Annotated in this window: 17 protein-coding genes; 6 read left to right on the forward strand and 11 right to left on the reverse strand. The window is 64.7% G+C overall.

The window, feature by feature from the left end; translation table 11 throughout:
• Nucleotides 1-3: 3 nt before the first annotated feature.
• The 3 genes from ngg (at nucleotide 4) to ACQKQA_RS14205 (ending at nucleotide 3,346) form a co-directional block, all read left to right on the forward strand.
• A complete protein-coding gene (gene ngg, locus ACQKQA_RS14195) occupies nucleotides 4-1,749 on the forward strand; it encodes an N-acetylglutaminylglutamine synthetase (RefSeq protein WP_427558316.1) in 1,746 nt (581 codons plus the stop codon).
• Nucleotides 1,750-1,849: 100 nt separating this feature from the next.
• Complete coding sequence (locus tag ACQKQA_RS14200) at nucleotides 1,850-3,034, forward strand: osmoprotectant NAGGN system M42 family peptidase (protein WP_427558318.1); 1,185 nt, start codon at nucleotides 1,850-1,852, stop codon at nucleotides 3,032-3,034.
• Nucleotides 3,035-3,118: 84 nt separating this feature from the next.
• On the forward strand, nucleotides 3,119-3,346 hold the full coding sequence (locus ACQKQA_RS14205) for a YheU family protein (protein ID WP_427558320.1): 228 nt from the start codon (nucleotides 3,119-3,121) through the stop codon (nucleotides 3,344-3,346).
• A gap of 15 nt (nucleotides 3,347-3,361) precedes the next feature.
• On the opposite strand, the gene ACQKQA_RS14210 is transcribed toward ACQKQA_RS14205, so the two are convergent.
• The 7 genes from ACQKQA_RS14210 to ACQKQA_RS14240 all read right to left on the reverse strand — a co-directional run bounded on the left by ACQKQA_RS14210 (nucleotide 3,362) and on the right by ACQKQA_RS14240 (nucleotide 10,595).
• On the reverse strand, nucleotides 3,362-3,694 hold the full coding sequence (locus ACQKQA_RS14210) for a YnfA family protein (RefSeq protein WP_427558322.1): 333 nt from the start codon (nucleotides 3,692-3,694) through the stop codon (nucleotides 3,362-3,364).
• 64 nt (nucleotides 3,695-3,758) lie between these two features.
• Nucleotides 3,759-4,574: an SDR family oxidoreductase gene (locus tag ACQKQA_RS14215; protein ID WP_427558324.1), complete on the reverse strand. Its 816-nt coding sequence runs from the start codon at nucleotides 4,572-4,574 to the stop codon at nucleotides 3,759-3,761.
• A gap of 240 nt (nucleotides 4,575-4,814) precedes the next feature.
• Complete coding sequence (locus ACQKQA_RS14220) at nucleotides 4,815-6,905, reverse strand: LTA synthase family protein (RefSeq protein WP_427558328.1); 2,091 nt, start codon at nucleotides 6,903-6,905, stop codon at nucleotides 4,815-4,817.
• A gap of 319 nt (nucleotides 6,906-7,224) precedes the next feature.
• Entirely contained in the window at nucleotides 7,225-7,416 is a 192-nt protein-coding gene (locus ACQKQA_RS14225) for a PLDc N-terminal domain-containing protein (protein WP_427558331.1), read from the reverse strand.
• Between the two features lie 90 nt (nucleotides 7,417-7,506).
• Complete coding sequence (locus ACQKQA_RS14230; protein WP_427558334.1) at nucleotides 7,507-8,037, reverse strand: hypothetical protein; 531 nt, start codon at nucleotides 8,035-8,037, stop codon at nucleotides 7,507-7,509.
• A 109-nt stretch (nucleotides 8,038-8,146) separates the two neighbouring features.
• Nucleotides 8,147-8,665 (reverse strand): ankyrin repeat domain-containing protein, encoded by a 519-nt coding sequence (locus ACQKQA_RS14235; protein WP_427558337.1) that lies wholly within the window; start codon nucleotides 8,663-8,665, stop codon nucleotides 8,147-8,149.
• 97 nt (nucleotides 8,666-8,762) lie between these two features.
• Nucleotides 8,763-10,595: a long-chain-acyl-CoA synthetase gene (locus ACQKQA_RS14240; RefSeq protein WP_427558339.1), complete on the reverse strand. Its 1,833-nt coding sequence runs from the start codon at nucleotides 10,593-10,595 to the stop codon at nucleotides 8,763-8,765.
• Nucleotides 10,596-11,261: 666 nt separating this feature from the next.
• Here ACQKQA_RS14240 and ACQKQA_RS14245 point away from each other — a divergent pair.
• Entirely contained in the window at nucleotides 11,262-11,540 is a 279-nt protein-coding gene (locus tag ACQKQA_RS14245) for a DUF3509 domain-containing protein (protein ID WP_427558342.1), read from the forward strand.
• A gap of 133 nt (nucleotides 11,541-11,673) precedes the next feature.
• Here ACQKQA_RS14245 and ACQKQA_RS14250 read toward each other — a convergent pair whose 3' ends face one another.
• The 3 genes from ACQKQA_RS14250 to aroC form a co-directional block, all read right to left on the reverse strand.
• Nucleotides 11,674-12,219, reverse strand: a complete 546-nt coding sequence (locus ACQKQA_RS14250; protein ID WP_427558345.1) for a 1,2-dihydroxy-3-keto-5-methylthiopentene dioxygenase — start codon at nucleotides 12,217-12,219, stop codon at nucleotides 11,674-11,676.
• 150 nt (nucleotides 12,220-12,369) lie between these two features.
• Nucleotides 12,370-13,518, reverse strand: coding sequence for an MFS transporter (locus ACQKQA_RS14255; protein WP_427558348.1), 1,149 nt, complete (start codon nucleotides 13,516-13,518; stop codon nucleotides 12,370-12,372).
• 34 nt (nucleotides 13,519-13,552) lie between these two features.
• On the reverse strand, nucleotides 13,553-14,644 hold the full coding sequence (gene aroC / locus ACQKQA_RS14260) for a chorismate synthase (protein ID WP_427558351.1): 1,092 nt from the start codon (nucleotides 14,642-14,644) through the stop codon (nucleotides 13,553-13,555).
• Between the two features lie 141 nt (nucleotides 14,645-14,785).
• On the opposite strand from aroC, the gene ACQKQA_RS14265 reads away from it, so the two are divergent.
• Both ACQKQA_RS14265 and ACQKQA_RS14270 read left to right on the forward strand, forming a co-directional pair.
• Entirely contained in the window at nucleotides 14,786-15,739 is a 954-nt protein-coding gene (locus tag ACQKQA_RS14265) for an alpha/beta hydrolase (RefSeq protein ID WP_427558354.1), read from the forward strand.
• A 98-nt stretch (nucleotides 15,740-15,837) separates the two neighbouring features.
• Nucleotides 15,838-16,626: a hypothetical protein gene (locus tag ACQKQA_RS14270; protein ID WP_427558357.1), complete on the forward strand. Its 789-nt coding sequence runs from the start codon at nucleotides 15,838-15,840 to the stop codon at nucleotides 16,624-16,626.
• A 51-nt stretch (nucleotides 16,627-16,677) separates the two neighbouring features.
• On the opposite strand, the gene prmB is transcribed toward ACQKQA_RS14270, so the two are convergent.
• Nucleotides 16,678-17,586 (reverse strand): 50S ribosomal protein L3 N(5)-glutamine methyltransferase, encoded by a 909-nt coding sequence (gene prmB, locus ACQKQA_RS14275; RefSeq protein WP_427558359.1) that lies wholly within the window; start codon nucleotides 17,584-17,586, stop codon nucleotides 16,678-16,680.
• Nucleotides 17,587-17,712: the final 126 nt, after the last annotated feature.

Below are 17,712 nucleotides of genomic sequence, written 5' to 3' on the forward strand. Positions count from 1 at the left end.
CCCATGAAATCCCATGCCACGGCTTACAGCCAACGCCTGCTGCGCGGTCAGGCGCCCTCCTACGAGCGTCTGCAGGCGCGTTTCGCCGAAGACCGCAGCGCCGGCGGCACCGACCCCATCGCCGTGCACTGCGGCTGGGGCCGGTTGCTGATCGGCCATACCTTTCCCGACCCGACGAGCCTGGCCGAGGAGCTGCTCAACGAGCACCCCGGCGAACGCGACATCGCCCTGTATGTCGCCGCACCCCAGCAGATTCTCGGCTTGGAGCCGGCCCAGCTGTTCCTCGACCCCTCGGACACCCTGCGCCTGTGGTTCAGCGACTACCGCCCGGCGACCCGGGTGTTTCGCGGTTTCCGCATCCGCCGCGCCCAGAGCGCGGCGGACTGGCAGGCCATCAACCAGCTGTACCTGGCCCGCAGCATGTTGCCGGTCGACCCCGGCCTGCTGACGCCGCGCCATGCCGGCGGGCCGGTGTACTGGCTGGCCGAGGACGAAGACAGCGGCGCAGTGATCGGCAGTGTCATGGGCCTCGATCACCACAAGGCCTTCCATGATCCGGAGCACGGCAGCAGCCTGTGGTGCCTGGCGGTGGACTCGCGTTGCAGCCGCCCGGGAGTCGGCGAAGTGCTGGTCCGGCACCTGATCGAACACTTCATGAGCCGTGGCCTGAGCTACCTCGACCTTTCGGTGCTGCACGACAACCGCCAGGCCAAATGCCTCTACACCAAGCTGGGGTTTCGCACCCTGTCGACCTTCGCCATCAAGCGCAAGAACGGCATCAACCAATCGTTGTTTCTCGGCCCCGGGCCCCAGGCGGAGTTCAACCCCTATGCCCGGATCATCGTCGAGGAAGCCCACCGTCGCGGCATCGAGGTGCAGGTCGACGACGCCGCCGCGGGCCTGTTCACCCTCAGCCATGGCGGACGCCGGGTGCGTTGCCGCGAGTCCCTGAGCGACCTGACCAGCGCCATCAGCATGAGCCTGTGCCAGGACAAGAGCCTGACCCACAAGGTGCTGAAAAACGCCGGGCTGAACCTGCCGGAGCAACGCCTCGCGGGCAATGCCGACGACAACCTGGCCTTTCTCGAGGAGCATCGGCGGCTGGTGGTCAAGCCGCTGGACGGCGAGCAGGGCCAGGGGGTGGCCGTGGATCTGCGCACCCTCGAGGAGGTGCAGCAGGCCATCGAGCACGCGCGGCAGTTCGACAGCCGGGTGCTGCTCGAAAGCTTTCACGAGGGGCTGGACTTGCGCATCCTGGTGATCGGCTTCGAGGTGGTCGCCGCCGCCATCCGCCGCCCGGCCGAGGTGATCGGCGACGGCCAGCACTCCATCGCGGCGCTGATCGAAGCCCAAAGCCGGCGCCGCCAGGCCGCCACCGGCGGCGAAAGCAGAATCCCCCTGGACCACGAAACCGAACGCACCCTGCGGGCCTCCGGCCATGGCTACGACAGCGTCCTGGCGGCCGGCGAGCGGCTGTTCGTGCGGCGTACCGCCAACCTGCACACCGGCGGCACCCTGGAAGATGTCACCGCGGTGCTGCATCCGGCGCTGGCGGAGGCGGCGATCCGCGCGGCGCGGGCGCTGGATATTCCGGTGGTCGGCCTCGACCTGCTGGTGCCGGCGGCGGACCAGCCCCGCTACGTGTTCATCGAGGCCAACGAACGCGCCGGCCTGGCCAACCATGAACCGCAGCCGACGGCGGAGCGCTTTGTCGATCTGTTGTTTCCCCATAGCCAGCCGGCGGTCTGAACGTTTTGGGCTGACAGGCAGGGCCTCATCGAGGGCAAGCCTCGCTCCTGCAGAAAGCACTGGCTGGCCCGCGATGGCCTTTTCATCATCAGGAGTTTCCATGACCCGATCCCTTCCCGAACCGGACCTCAAGTACCTGCAGAAAGTCCTCCTGGAAATGCTCGCCATTCCCAGCCCCACCGGCTTCACCGACACCATCGTGCGCTACGTGGCCGAGCGCCTGGAAGAACTGGGTATCGCCTTCGAGCTGACCCGTCGCGGGACCCTCCGCGCCACCCTCAAGGGCCAGCAGAGCAGCCCGGACCGCGCCGTCTCGGCGCACCTGGACACCATCGGCGCCAGCGTGCGCGCGGTGAAGGACAACGGCCGCCTGACCCTGGCCCCGGTCGGCTGCTGGTCCAGCCGCTTCGCCGAGGGCAGCCGGGTCAGCCTGTTCACCGACAACGGCGTGCTGCGCGGCAGCGTGTTGCCGCTGATGGCCTCCGGGCATGCCTTCAACACCGCGGTGGACGAGTTGCCCATCAGCTGGGACCACATCGAATTGCGCCTGGATGCCTACTGCACCACCCGCGCCGACTGCGAATCCCTGGGCATCGGGGTGGGGGATTTCGTCGCGTTCGACCCCTTGCCGGAGTTCACCGAAAGCGGCCATATCAGCGCCCGCCACCTCGACGACAAGGCCGGGGTCGCGGCGCTGCTGGCCGCGCTCAAGGCCGTGGTCGACAGCGGCGAACCGCTGATGATCGACTGCCATCCACTGTTCACCATCACCGAGGAAACCGGCAGCGGCGCGGCGGCGGCCCTGCCCTGGGACGTCAGCGAGTTCGTCGGCATCGACATCGCCCCGGTCGCCCCCGGCCAGCATTCCAGCGAGCACGCGGTGAGCGTGGCCATGCAGGACTCCGGCGGGCCTTACGACTATCACCTGTCGCGGCACCTGCTGCGCCTGGCCACGGAACACGAACTGCCAGTGCGCCGCGACCTGTTCCGCTACTACTTCAGCGACGCCCATTCGGCGGTCACTGCCGGCCACGACATCCGCACCGCCCTGCTGGCCTTCGGTTGCGACGCCACCCACGGCTACGAGCGCACCCATATCGACAGCCTGACGGCGCTGAGCCGCCTGCTCGGCGCCTACATCCTCAGCCCGCCGGTATTCGCCAGCGACGCGCAACCGGCCCAGGGCTCCCTGGACCGCTTCAGCCATCAGCTGGAACACGACGCGCAGATGGAAAGCGACACCCGGGTGCCGTCAGTGGACAGCCTGCTCGGGCAGAAATCCTGAAGCGAACGACCGCCCCCGCGAGGTTGGCCTAGCCGCGCGGGGCCCGGCGCAGTAGGATCCGGGATTGTTTGCCGGAGGCCCCCAATGCTGATTCCCCACGACCTGCTTGAAGTCGACACCCTGACCCGCCTGATCGAAGACTTCGTCACCCGCGACGGCACCGACAATGGCGACGACACCCCGCTGGAAACCCGCGTCCTGCGCGTGCGCCAGGCACTGACCAAGGGCCAGGCGGTGATCGTGTTCGATCCGGACAGCGAGCAGTGCCAACTGATGCTCAAGCACGACGTGCCCAAGGAATTGTTCGACTGAGCCCCGGCCGGGACCTCAACCGTTGGTGAGGCGCGGCCCGAACAGGATGATGCTCGCGCCGATCACGCACAGTGCTACACCCAGCCAGTCCGAGCTCAGTGGCCGCACGCGCTCCACCACCCCCAACCAGCCGATCGACGCAATGATGTAGATCCCGCCGTACGCCGCGTAGGCACGGCCGGCGTAGGTCGCTTCGATCTTGGTCAGCAGCAGGGCGAACAGCATCAGGCTCAGCAGCGCCGGGACCATCCACCAGGCACTCTTGCCCTGGCGCAGCCACATCCAGAAGGCATAGCAGCCGGCGATTTCGAACAGCGCGGCGAGGAAGAACCACAGGTAATTGAGCATGCAAGGTCTCGTCAGGGATGCCAGATGCCGGCAACCCTAACGATGCAAGGGTTCAGGAGCAAGTTCAGCCGGCGTTCTGCCGGGCCTTGGCGCGCATCTTGTCGGCCATCAGGGTCATTTCGTCGTACAGCAGCTGCGGGTTCTTCTGCTTCAGGGCCCAGGCCACGCGCCCCTGTTCGTGGGGCAGGATCATGAACTCGCCGGCGGCGACCTGCTGGTAGATGTAGTCGGCGATGTCCGCCGCGCTGATCGGCGAGCTTTCCAGCAGCTTGCCGACCTGGGCCTTCATCGCCGGGGTCGGGCCGCGGAACGAATCCAGCAGGTTGGTCTGGAAGAACGACGGGCAAACCACGTGCACGCCGATTTCCGCCTGGGCCAGTTCGATCAGCAGGCTTTCGGACAGCGCCACCACGCCGGCCTTGGCCACGTTGTAGTTGCTCATGGCCGGGCCCTGCATCAGCGCCGCCATCGAGGCGATATTGATGATCCGGCCCTTGCTCTGTTCCAGCAGTGGCAGGAAGGCCTTGCAGCCCTTGACCACGCCCATCAGGTTGATCGCGATCTGCCAGTCCCAGTCCTCCAGGGACAGTTCGCTGAAGAAGCCGCCGGAAGCCACGCCGGCGTTGTTGACGATCACATCGATGCCGCCGAGCTTGACCTCGCAGGCCTGGGCCAGAGCGGTCAGCTGGCTGTAGTCGCGCACATCGCAGCGTTGCACGAAGCCATCGCCCCCCGCTTCGCGCACCAGCCTGAGGGTTTCCTGCAGGCCGGGCTCACTGACATCCGACAAGGCCAACCGCCAGCCTTCCCGCGCCCAGCGTAGAGCGATTTCACGACCCAGGCCGGATCCGGCGCCAGTGATCATCATGCGATTTTGCATAAGGAGTTGCCTTGTTGTTCCGGGGAAGATGAGCCGCAGTGTAGCGAAGGAGCCCGAACCGCCCACGCACCATCAGATTGCTGAATGCCCCGGGCAAACCGCCGCTTCGGTGCGGCTTGCAGCGCTGCCGCCGGTTCGTCCCGCTGGCCTCTCTCCCCTGGCCCGTCAAGCCTCGGGACTTTATGCCCGCCGCAAAAAAAAGAGGCCCGAAGGCCTCTTTTCCCTTAGCGCGCCCGATCACTACGGCGTGCCATGCTCCACGCCCGCGGTGTTATCCAGCAGGCTCTTGGTGGCGGTTTGCAGGAAGGCTTCCAGCTTGTGCTTCAGCTCGGCGGTACGCGGTGCGTCCGGCACGATTTCGGCGTGCGGGTTGGCGCCCAGTTCGTACTGGTACATCCGCGGCGCCATTTCCTTCTCCTTCGGCAGCACCAGGATCTGGTCGGCGGTGACGATGGCGGTGGTCTGCTCGCTGCCCGACGGCTTGATCACGCCGAAACCGGTGTCGCCTTGCGGCAGGTTGAGCAGGTCGCGGCCCCAGCACTGGTGGCGCACTTCGCCACCCAGGCGGCCCATGATGGTCGGCACGATGTCGATCTGGGTGCCGACGGTGTGGTTACGCTGACCGAACTTCTCCTGGATGCCCGGGGCGATCATCAGCATTGGCACGTTGAAACGGCCCAGGTCCATTTCGGTGATCTGGCGCTCGTTGCCGAAACCATGGTCGCCCACGATCACGAACAGGGTTTCCTTGAAGTACGGCTCCTTGCGCGCCTTCTCGAAGAACTGGCCCAGGGCCCAGTCGGCGTAGCGCATGGCGGTCAGGTGTTCGTTCAGGCTGCCACGGTCGGTCACCTTCTCCACCGGCAATGGCGTCGGCAAGGCGTACGGGGTGTGGTTGGACAGGGTCTGCAGCAAGGCATAGAACGGCTTGCCGTTTTCCCGCGCCTTCAGCTCTTGCAGGCCACGGTCGAACATGTCCTGGTCGGACACGCCCCAGGTCGGGTCGGAGAACACCGGGTTGACGAAGTCGTTGCGCCCGACGAAGTTGGTCATGCCCTGGTTGCTGAAGAAGCCCGACTGGTTGTCCCAGGCGAAGTCGCCGTTGTAGACGTACACGTCGTCATACTTGCGGGCGCTCAGCACCTGCGGCAGGCCGGACAGCTTGTGGCTGCCTTCCGGGGTTTGCATCAGGTATTCGAAACCCGGCAGGTTGGGGAAGCAGGCCATGGTGGCGAACATGCCCTGGTGGGTGTGGGTGCCGTTGGAGAAGAAGCGGTCGAACAGCAGGCCCTCCTTGGACAGCTTGTCCAGGTACGGGGTGATGTTGCCCGGGCCGCCCAAGGCACCCACCGAGTGACCGGCCATGCTTTCCATCAGGATCACGACCACGTTCTTGATCGGCAGGGTCTTGTCGGCCGGCGGCGTGTAGTCGCGGCGCACGGCGGCGATATCGGCGTCCACCAGCTTGTCGTCCGGCATCACCAGCAGGTCGCGCACCACTTGCTGCGCCTCGGGCTGCGGCAGGGTGGCTTTCCAGATATTGCTGCGGTCCTCGCCCATCCGGCTCTTGGCCGCCTCGACCAGCGACAGCGTGCCGTTGAGGCCCAGCTGGTTGGCGAAGTTCGATTCGGTGGTGTAGACGTCACCCCAGCGCAGCGGCGGGCCCTGGCGCAGGGTGCCGCGGGCAGCGACCACGCAGACCAGCAGCAGGACCACGAATACCGCGACGCGGGTATACCAGGGCGCGACCTGCCGGGTGCCGATGTTGCCGCCGCTGAACGGGCCGCGTGGCCGGGTCGCGCGGTCGGCGCCCTTGAACGCCAGGCTCAGCAGCCAGGTGCCGACCAGCCAGGCCAGCAGGTAGCGCACCACCGGGAAACCGTACCAGAGCATGCTCATCACGGTCTTCGGGTCTTCCTTCACGTACTGGAAGACCAGGCCGTTGAGGCGCTGGTGGAACTCGCGGTAGAAGTCCATCTCCATCAGGCCGAGGAACAGCGCGATGCTCGAAACGATGGTCAGCCAGAAGCGGAAGAAACCACGGGCCGCCATGGCCCGGGCGCTGAACAGGGCCAGCAGCAGCGGCACGCTGAGGTAGACCACCAGGCGCACGTCGAAGCGCAGGCCGTTGGCGAAGGCTTCAAGGAAGGTCGACGCCGGGGTGTCGAGGATCATCTCGCGGTTGTAGACCAGCAGCGCCACGCGCAGTAAAGACAGCATGACCATCATGACCAGCGCGCAGAGCAGCGTATAAGCCAGGTGCGATTTGACGGTCGGTTGCAGCAGGCGACTCGAGGCTCGCTGCTGACTCAGGGCGTCCGGGTTTGCCATATCGTTTTAGGACCCAATGGAAGTTGAAGTTTTGAAAAATCCAGCTGCGCTCGCCCTCTTTTGACCACTCCGGGCTTGGGGGATGGCGCGGTGCGCAAATGTTGCACGATCAGCCGCGGCATTGCCATTGATTACTGGCAGGCGTCCGCCCCGGGCCGGCAAGGGCCTGGAATAAGGGGACACAACCGGAGATCGTGCGGGCTCGAGCGCAAAGACAGCGTCGGCGGATTGTCATGGAGACTTTGTGAAAATTTCGTGCAGTGCATATTTGGTCACATAAAAAAGGACCTGGCAGCCCCTTTTCGAACCCGCGCCACCTTCAGAACCGCACGTTGCCCCGCGGCCCGGCAAGCGTCCAGATGATCAGGCCCAGTACCGGCAACAGCACGATCAGCAGCACCCAGAGGATTTTCATCCCGGTTTCGCTATTGCTTTTAAGCACATTGATGATCGCCCAGATGTCCAGCGCGAGGATGATCAGTCCGACCAGGCTATTGAAGGTAGAACCCATGATGTCGCTCCTAAATGAGGGCTTGCCCACTCAGGATAGCCGGCCGGCGCCAGGGTTCCTTTTTCCTGCCGACGCCGACAAGGCGGAAACCTAGACGTGAACCGCGATCTTGAGCGCTTCCAGGGCCGGCGCGGCGGCGATGCCGACCTCGGCGCACAGCTCCAGCACCCGCGGTACGTCGTTGCCGTAGACCAGCACCACTTGCAGCTCGTCGTCCAGCAACTGGCTGAAGTTCATCAGCACGTAGCCGCCGTTTTCCGGGTTCATGCTGCCCATCTGGATCTGGATGCGGTTGAGCGCGGTCAGCGCCTCGGTCTTGGCCAGTTGCTTGGGCTTGATGTTGAAGGGCACGCCCGGGCCGAAAGACGCGACGATCTGCGCGAACAGGTCCATGTAGGTGTCGGCCTGGAACAGCACGGTGTCCGGAAGGCTGCCGACCACCACCCATTCACCCAGCGGGATCGGGAAGCTGTCGTCGTAGTTGATGTCCGGATTGGCGGCCAGGAAAGCCTGGGGATCGGCGTAGGCCTGGGCCGCCTCGTCGGCGATCCGCAGGATTTCTTCTTCGCCCATGCAGCCGGAGCTGATGCTGGTGATGAGTTCGGCGAGGACGGTTTTCATGGGCGAATCCTGTTACGGGGTAATGGCGGGCGCGCAGGATAGCCTAAACCCGGCCCGCGCACCTACCGCCATGACCCAGGCAGGTGCCTGGCCCGACAGCCTGTGGGGTTCAGCCCAGCAGTTTCTGCAATTGCGCGAGGGTGTCGACGGCGCCCATGGTCTTGGCCGCTTCCAGGGCGCTCACGCCATTGGCGTCGGTGGCCCGCGGGTTGGCACCTTTGCCGATCAGGTAGTCGACGATTTCCGGGCGGTTGAACATCGCCGCCATCATCAGCGCGGTACGACCGTCGAAGGACGAACCTTCCACTTCCGCGCCCCCCTCCACCAGCGCCTTGACCACCGCCAGGTCGCCCTTGAAGGCTGCACCGGCGATCGGGCTCTGGCCGTTTTCGTTACGGATCTCGGGGTCGGCCTTGTGCTTGAGCAGGACCTGTACCGCGTCCACATGCCCGTAGTAGCTGGCGAGCATCAGCAGGGTGTCGCCCTTGTGATTGCGCAGGTTGATCGGCAGACCGCTGCTCGCCAGTTTGTCGAGCATCTGGGCGTCGCCTTGACGGGCGACATTGAAGACCTGCTCGGTAAACGCGGCGGCCTCTTCTGCGGTCATCTGGCGGCTTTTGTCTGACATCGGGAACTCCACTTTCGGGCAATCGGAAAGTCGCTAGTGTCCCCAAGCCGCTCCGGCCCTGTCATCCCTTTTTTCTCAAGAGCGGCCATAGGCAGAATCAATAACGGTGCCGACCGGCGCAGATGTCCGCCAGCACCGCATCTGTCACCTGGACGTAGGTCTCCGAGCCCGGCAGCCAGGCATACACCGGGTCGCCGCCGGTCTTCGCCGGGTCGAAGGCCTCTTCCTTGAGCCGGGTCTTCTGGTACTTGAAGGTGCCGGTGGTTTCCATTTTCACCTTGACCCGCAGGAACAGCGGCACCGCATACCCCGGCAGGTGCTGGCGGGCGAATTGCAGCAGCTCGGTGAAATCCAGGGTCGCCAGGGACTCGGCCGGGGTGATCGCCGCCATCCCGGCGCGGCCGTTGGTGTTGTGCACTTCCACGCCATAGGCCACCGCCTCGGCCACCAGCGGATGCTGCAGGAGGATGTTCTCCACCTCGGTGGTGGACACGTTTTCCCCCTTCCAGCGGTAGGTATCGCCCAGGCGGTCGATGAACTGCGCATGGCCGAAGCCGATATCGCGCAGCAGGTCGCCGGTATTGAAGTAGCGGTCGCCCTTCTCGAACACGTCGCTGAGGATCACCTTCAGGTTCTTTTCCGGCTCGGTGTAGCCATCCAGCGGCGCCTTGGCGTCGATCTTCGCCAGCAGCAGGCCCTGGCCGCCCCTGGGGACCCTCTGCATGAAACCGGAACCGTTGCGGATCGGCGCGCCGCTGTCGTGGGCGTACTCCACCAGCGCCCAGGGCGCCAGGGAAAAGCCCACGGTGTTGTCGAAGTTGAACACGTTGGTGAAACCGATATTGCCGTCGCTGGCGGCGTACAGCTCGCACACATGCTCGATGCCGAACCGCCGCTTGAACGGCCCCCACACGCCGGGGCGCAGGCCGTTGCCGACCATCTTCAGTACCCTGTTGTCACTGTCGCTGTCGCTGGCGGGCTGGTCGATCAGGTAGCGGCACAACTCGCCCACATAACCGATGGTGGTCGCCTTGAACCGCCGGGCGTCGTCCCAGAAACGGCTGGCGCTGAACTTGCGGCGGATGGCGAAACCCGAGGCGCCACTGATGGCCGAACCCCAGCACACGCACAGCCCGGTGGCGTGATACAGCGGCAAGGTGCAGTACAGGATGTCGGTCGGCTGCATGTCGAGGGCGACCATGCCGAAGCTGGCCGAGCTGCGCATCCAGCGCCCGTGCTTGAAAATGCCGGCCTTGGGCAGCCCAGTGGTGCCGGAGGTGTAGATATAGAAGCAGGGATCGTCGAGGTAGATCCGCGCGGTACTCGGCGGGTTGGTCGACAGGCTGTCGGCGCAGGCGGCCATCAGGTCGATGCAGCCGGCGGGCGTCGGCCCCGGCGCGGCGTCCGGGTCGGCGACGAACCAGGTGCGCGCCTCGTCTATGGCGACCTCGGCGCGAATCGCCGCATAGGCCTCCAGCAACTCGTCGCCGACGACAATAGCCACCGGTTTCACCAGGTTCACGCTGTGCAGCAGCACGCTGCCGGTCTGCGCGGTGTTGAGCATGGCGCAGATACCACCGAGCTTGGCCACCGCCAGCACGCTGACCAGCAGTTCGGGACGGTTCTCGACGAAGATCGCCACCACATCGCCCTTACCGATGCCCTGGCTCGCCAGGTAATGAGCAATCCGGTTGGCCCACTGGTTGGCCTGGGCATAACTGAACACCCGGTCGCCATACAGCAACGCCGGGCCGTCGGGGTTGCGCCGGGTGGCTTGTTCGAAGGTCCAGCCCAGCCCGCAGGGTTGATCGGCGCGTTTGACGTTGGCGATCCGCAGGCCCTTGATGACCCGTGGCAGCGCCCGGACGATGGCGGGCAACTTGCGCAGCATCATGCCCCAGGTGATGGTGTCAGGCTGATGAGTACTCATGGCGACTCCTGTTCGACACGAAAGGATCCTGCGCGGGCCAGGCCGTGCAGGCAGGCAAGGGTCGATCGGGCCGCTCAGCCAGGTGCCGGCCGGCCACTGCCAACAGGAGGAGAAATGAGGGGTGTATCGACGGCCGTGGCGCAGAGCATGGTGTTCATGGATGACGTCCTATTTTCTTATTCTCAGGCGCCTGTGACCCTGGGGATCATGGCGCATGACTGTCCATGTCGATAAAGCGTCTGGTTGACCTGTACAGCCCGGAACATCAAGGTCTGATGGCAGGGCAAGCGCCCTTGCGAAGAGCCGCTGGAAAGCCTGCCGCTGGCCGAAAAATACGTCAGCGCTTCTTGGCCTGTACACGGAGTTTTTGCAAAGTTTTGTATCTCCTCCAGGCCTTGGATGGCCGACGTCGGGGCAGCGGAGTATCCGCTTGAATCTTTCCCGCGGACCGACAGACACATCTGTACCCACCACGCCCGGCGAACGCGCCCGATCTCGCAAAATGCAGGATGCACGATGGCCATTCATGCAAATTGCACGAACGCGCAGCCCCATAGAAACACTAACCAATTGATTTATAAGTAATTTTATAAAAACGCGGTACTGGCACAATCACTGCACCTATCACTTCAGGTTTGCCATTCAAAAACCATGGAGTTGATAGACATGAGCCTGATCCAAGAAAAATTCGCTTCCCTGTTCTCCAACTACGAAGTGACCACTCAGCCACGTCCCGATGGCGGCATCCTGCTGACGCTGCGCAGCAGCGACGGCAAACAGATCAAGCGCTCGATTTCCTATGCGCAGTTGCATGCCGGCGATCAGTTGTCGTGGGTGATCAGCGCGCTGCGTCGCGACCTGGCCGAGCAGGCCAGCGAACTGCCACAGATTTCCCTGCTGCAAAGCCAGAACCGCTTTGCCCTGCCGTCGTATCACTCGGTGTGAGTCCGCACCGGCGCTGAGGCGCGGCGACCACGGATCGCCGCGTGACGCATAACCCCTTCGGGCCGTGCCAGCCTTGCGCTGACACGGCCCGAAGCGTTTCAGGGTCGATGAAATCGCCCTGGTTGGCAGGTGCTCAATCGTCCAGGCCGGGGAACTGGCTGGTGAGGTCGGAGCCGGTGAACCGCGGGGCCCAGCCCTCAGGGTTCTTGAACATGCGGATCGCCACCAGACGGGGGTTCTCGCCCAGGTCGAACCAGTGCGCGGTACCGGCCGGCACCGAGATCAGGTCATTCTTTTCGCACAGCACGGCATACACGTAGTCGTCGATATGCAGGTTGAACAAGCCCTGGCCGGCAACGAAGAAGTGCAGCTCATCTTCGCCTTGACGCTGCTCGTCGAGAAACCTGGCGCGCAGCTCGGCCTTTTGCGGGTGCTGGTGGTCGAGGCTGATCACATCGACGCTGAGGTGGCCGCGCTCGGTCATCCAGCGGTCGATCTGTTCCTGGTAGGCGGCGATCACCGTTTCCTGGCTGGCCCCCGGCTCGATCCTCGTGGTGGCCTGCCAGCGCTCGAAACCCACGCCCCGCTCGGCCAGGGTCGCGGCGATATCGTCGAAATGGGTCAGCACCTTGTTCGGCAGGTCCGGGCTGGACAGGTGGTAAACGGACAGGCTGCTCATCGTCGCAATTCCTCGTTGTCGGCAGTGCCTGCGGCGGTTCCGGGCCGGCCAGGCATGCGCATCGTCAGGCGGTGGCGGCTGCGCTCGAAGCGAGCCGCAGGGGTTGAATATGGCGCGAGCCTTCGACTCGCGCTCGAGAAGGCATGAGACTCATGGCCTCTGCTCTTGCATGCGGGTGGCAATGATAACGGCTGCCGCCAGCGCTGCGAGGCTGGCAATACTAAAGGTCAATGTCGCGCCCAGGGCATTCCAGCTGTAGCCGGAGTACAGCGCGCCCAGTGCCCCGCCGGTACCGGCCAGGGCGGCGTACAAAGCCTGCCCCTGACCCTGCTGGCGAGCACCGAAACTGCGTTGCACGAAATGAATGGCCGCGGCATGAAAACTGCCGAAGGTGGCCGCATGCAGCACCTGGGCGAACAGCAGTACCCACAGATACTCGGCCAGGGTCCCCAGCAGCAACCAGCGCAGGGCCGCCAGCAGGAAACTCGCCAGCAGCACCCGGCGCACGGAAAACCGCGACAGGATCCAGCTCATCGCCAGGAACACCAGCACTTCGGCGACCACCCCCAGCGCCCACAGCAGGCCGATCAACCCGCGGCTGTAGCCCAGGTGTTCCAGGTGCAGGGTCAGGAAGGTGTAGTAAGGGCCGTGGCTCATCTGCATCAGCGCCACGCAGGCATAAAAGGCCAGGACGCCGGGGCTGCGCAGCTGACTGAGGAAGCCCCCGGCCGCCGCGCGACTGCCCTGGTTCGCCGGTTGGGCGTTGGGCACCCAGGCGCTGCTGACCACAATGCCGCCCATGATCAGCACCAGCGCCACCGGGTAGATGTCCAGGCTCAACCATTCGAACAGGCGCCCCAGGGCGACCACCGTGAGGATGAAGCCGATCGAGCCCCACAGGCGAATCTGGCTGTAGCGGGCCGCCTGGCCTTGCAGGTGAGCCAGGGTGATCACTTCGAATTGCGGCAGCACCGCATGCCAGAAAAACGCATGCAGGGCCATGACCATCGCCAGCCAGGCGTAGCTCTTGCTGACGAAAATCAGCGAAAAGCTCAGCAGCGTACAGACCGCGCCGAAACGCACGATGGCCAGGCGCCGGCCGGTGTAGTCGCCGAGCCAGCCCCAGAGGTTCGGCGCCACGCAGCGCATGAGCATGGGAATCGCCACCAGCTCGCCGATCCGCGCGCTGGAAAACCCCAGGTGATCGAAATACAGCGCCAGGAACGGCGCCGTCGACCCCAGCAGGGCGAAATAGAACAGATAGAAACTGGAGAGCCGCCAGTACGGAAGCGCCGCCACGGCCGTCAGACCGTGGCGACTGGCAGGGACGCCATTACCGCTGGCCCAGCACCGGCGTGCTGACGCGCACGTCGGCGTTCTGGCCACGGTGACGCAGCAGGTGGTCCATCAGCACGATGGCCATCATGGCTTCGGCGATCGGCGTGGCGCGGATGCCGACGCACGGGTCGTGACGGCCCTTGGTGATGACGTCCACCGGGTTACCGTCGATATCGATCGAGCGGCCCGGGGTGGTGATGCTGGAGGTCGGCTTGAGCGCCAGGTGCGCGACGATCGGCTGGCCCGAAGAGATGCCGCCGAGGATGCCGCCGGCGTTGTTGCTGAGGAAACCCTCAGGCGTCAGCTCGTCGCGATGCTCGGTGCCACGCTGGGCGACACTGGCGAAACCGGCGCCGATCTCCACGCCCTTGACCGCGTTGATGCTCATCAGCGCGTGGGCCAGTTCGGCGTCCAGGCGGTCGAAGATCGGCTCGCCCAGGCCCGGCATCACGCCCTCGGCAACCACGGTGATCTTCGCCCCCACCGAGTCCTGATCACGGCGCAGCTGGTCCATGTAGGCTTCCAGCTCCGGCACCTTGTCCGGGTCGGGGCAGAAGAAGGCATTGTGTTCCACCGACTCCCAGGTCTTGAACGGGATATCGATCGGGCCCAGCTGGCTCATGTAGCCACGCACCACGATGCCCTGGCTGGCCAGGTACTTCTTGGCAATGGCCCCGGCCGCCACGCGCATGGCGGTTTCCCGCGCCGAGCTGCGACCGCCGCCGCGGTAATCGCGGATGCCGTATTTGTGGTGGTAGGTGTAGTCGGCGTGGGCCGGGCGGAACAGATCCTTGATCGCCGAGTAGTCCTTGGACTTCTGGTCGGTGTTGCGGATCAGCAGGCCGATGGAGCAGCCGGTGGTCTTGCCTTCGAACACGCCGGAGAGGATTTCGACTTCATCGGCTTCCTGGCGCTGGGTGGTGTGACGGCTGGTGCCCGGCTTGCGCCGGTCCAAGTCGCGCTGCAGATCGTCCAGCGACAGCTCAAGACCCGGTGGGCAGCCGTCGACAATGGCGACCAACGCCGGACCATGGCTTTCGCCCGCGGTGGTGACAGTGAACAGCTTGCCGTAGGTATTGCCGGACATGCAGGACGCTCCGTGAAATCAGCCGAAATAACTCAATCTGGATTACTGAGCGCGCCAGTATACGCAGGCTACCCAACTAGTTCATCCTCGAACCTTATCCGTGTCCGGAAGTCCAACCGGCACTTTCTCCATGATGGCGTGATGATGCTGCGAGTTCTTCTCTTGAGCCTTACCCTGTTCACCGGCCTGGTCCAGGCGGCCGTGCTGCAACGTCCCATCAGCCTGGACACCGGCAATGGCGAGTTGTACGGCTCGCTGCTGTTGCCCAAGTCCGACACCCCGGTGCCGGTGGTGCTGATCGTCTCCGGCTCCGGCCCCACCGACCGCAATGGCAACAACCCCGACGGCGGGCGCAACGACAGCCTCAAGCGCCTGGCCTGGGTGCTGGCCAAGCACAACATCGCCAGCGTGCGCTACGACAAGCGCGGCGTGGCCGCCAGCCTCGCCGCCACCCCGGACGAGCGCAACCTGACCCTCGATGCCTACGTCGCCGACGCCGTGGCCTGGGGCAAGCAACTCAAGACCGACCCGCGCCTGGGCCCACTGATCCTGCTCGGCCACAGCGAAGGCGCGCTGATCGCCACCCTGGCGGCGCCCCAGGTCGATGCGGCGGCGGTGATCTCCATCTCCGGCACCGCCCGCCCGGTGGACCAGGTGCTGCGCCAGCAACTGAGCTACCGGCTGCCGGCTCCGCTGATGCTGCGCAGCAACGAACTGCTCGACAGCCTCAAGGCCGGCCGGGTCGACACCGACGTGCCGCCAGCGCTGGAAGTGATCTTCCGCCCCAGCGTGCAGCCGTACCTGATCACCCTGTTCCAGCAAGACCCGACCGCCGCCTTCGCTCGCCTGAAGATGCCAGCCCTGATCGTGCAGGGCAGCAACGATATCCAGGTCGGCGTCGACGATGCGCGGATGCTCAAGGCCGCCAAGCCGGACGCCCAACTGGCCCTGATCGAGGGCATGAACCATGTCCTGCGCATCGTGCCCAACGACGTCAAGCGGCAACTGGCCTCCTACAAGGACCCGCAACTGCCCCTGGCCTCGGAACTGGGCAGCCGCATCATCGATTTTATTGACGGACTTCACGTCCGTTGACGCGTTTTCCCCTCCAGTCCTGAAAAAAACGGCCGATAAGCCTTTGCCGGCCGTTCCCTTGCCGTCGGCATGCAGCGCTTGGACAGGATCTCGCCGTTATGACCGATACCCAGAACCCTCCCGAAACCGAGGTTGAAAAACCCGCTCCCGAAGCCGTGGATTTGCCATGGGCGGACGTCCATGCCGAGCATCACCGGATGCTGCGCCTGGCACCGCTGCAAACCGATCGCGCCACCGGCGGGCGGCCCCTGCGCTTTATCGAATTCGGTTACGCCGAGCGCAACAACAAGGAACGCAGCCTGTTGCGCATGACCATCCAACTGCCGGGCCAGCGGGTGCGCAAGGAACAGAACCATCTGGATGTCTGGGTCGACCACGGTACCCGTCGCGTGCGCTTCGAGCCGGACAACCTGCAGATCGAGCCGGCGAACCGCGGGATCGGCCGCTTTCTGCTGGCGCAGGGGGCGAGTTGGGCGCAGAAGAAGTGGCCGCACTACCGCGTAGAGGGTTTCGACCTGGCGAACAAGGATGCGTTGAACGAGGCCACGCGCCTGCGCCGCGACCATTTCCTGCGGGTCCAGGGCTTCGATGTGGTGTATGCCGATGCCCAGCATCTCAAGGGCAGCGTCAAGGACGTGCTGGTCAGCGAGCTGCTGCCCACCTGGAACAGCGAAAAGCTGCAATTCGTCGAGATTCTCGAAGCCGCGCAGATGCTGCAGCAGGCCGAGCAGAACCTCGAGGAACAGGAAGTCAAACTGCGCAAGCACGAAGAGAAGGTCGCCAAGTACAAACGCGAAGACACCGGGCTGCGCTTCACCATCACCTGCCTGGTGGCGTTCGCGGTGTTCCAGGCCGGGCTGCTGATCTGGATCGCGACCCACCGCTGACAACAGAAAGCCCGCCGATCGGCGGGCTTTTTCGTGGTTCCTCGGCGGAGCTCAGACCCGAGAGGCGAACAGCGCCTGGTGCTGCCGGCACTGCTCGGCGGTGAGCATGAACACGCCATGACCGCCGCGTTCGAAGTCCAGCCAGGCGAAATCGACTTCCGGGTACAGGGCTTCGACGTGGACCTGGCTGTTGCCGACCTCGACGATCAGCAGGCCCTTCTCGGTCAGATGATCGGCCGCCTCGGCCAGCATGCGCCGCACCAGGTTCAGGCCGTCGTCGCCACAGGCCAGGCCCAACTCCGGTTCGTGCTGGTACTCCGCAGGCATGTCGGCGAAATCCTCGGCATCCACATAGGGCGGGTTCGACACGATCAGGTCGAAACGCTGGCCCGGCAAACCGTCGAAACCGTCACCCTGCACGGTGAACACCCGCTCATCGACGCCATGGCGCTCGATGTTCTGGTTCGCCACTTCAAGGGCTTCGAACGACAGGTCGGCCAGCACCACTTCCGCCTGCTGGAACTCGTAAGCGCAAGCGATGCCGATGCAGCCGGAACCGGTGCACAGGTCGAGAATCCGCGCGGGCTCGGCGCCCAGCCAGGGTTCGAAACGTTTTTCGATCAACTCGCCGATCGGCGAACGCGGGATCAGCACCCGCTCGTCGACAATGAACGACAGACCGCAGAACCAGGCTTCGCCCAGCAGGTAGGCGGTCGGCACACGGTCTTCGATGCGCCGCTTGAGCAGGCGCTGCAGGTTGACCAGCTCGTCGTCTTCCAGCGCACAGTCCAGATAGCTGTCGGCGATTTCCCAGGGCAGGTGCAAGGCACCCAGCACCAACTGACGGGCTTCATCCCAGGCATTGTCGGTCCCATGGCCGAAAAACAGATCCTCCCCATGAAAGCGGCTGACAGCCCAACGGATGTGGTCGCGCAGAGTGCGCAGGCGGGAAGTGATCACGGGACAGACTCCTGAAAAAACGACTGGCGATTCTAACAGCCAAAACGTCTGAGGACGACGCATGAAAAATCTGAGTCTGCGGGGCATCCAGAGCGTTTTCCTGCCGTTCGGCCCGATTGCGTATAA

The organism is Pseudomonas sp. NPDC089530, from assembly GCF_050280705.1.
In the GTDB taxonomy this organism is placed as follows: domain Bacteria; phylum Pseudomonadota; class Gammaproteobacteria; order Pseudomonadales; family Pseudomonadaceae; genus Aquipseudomonas.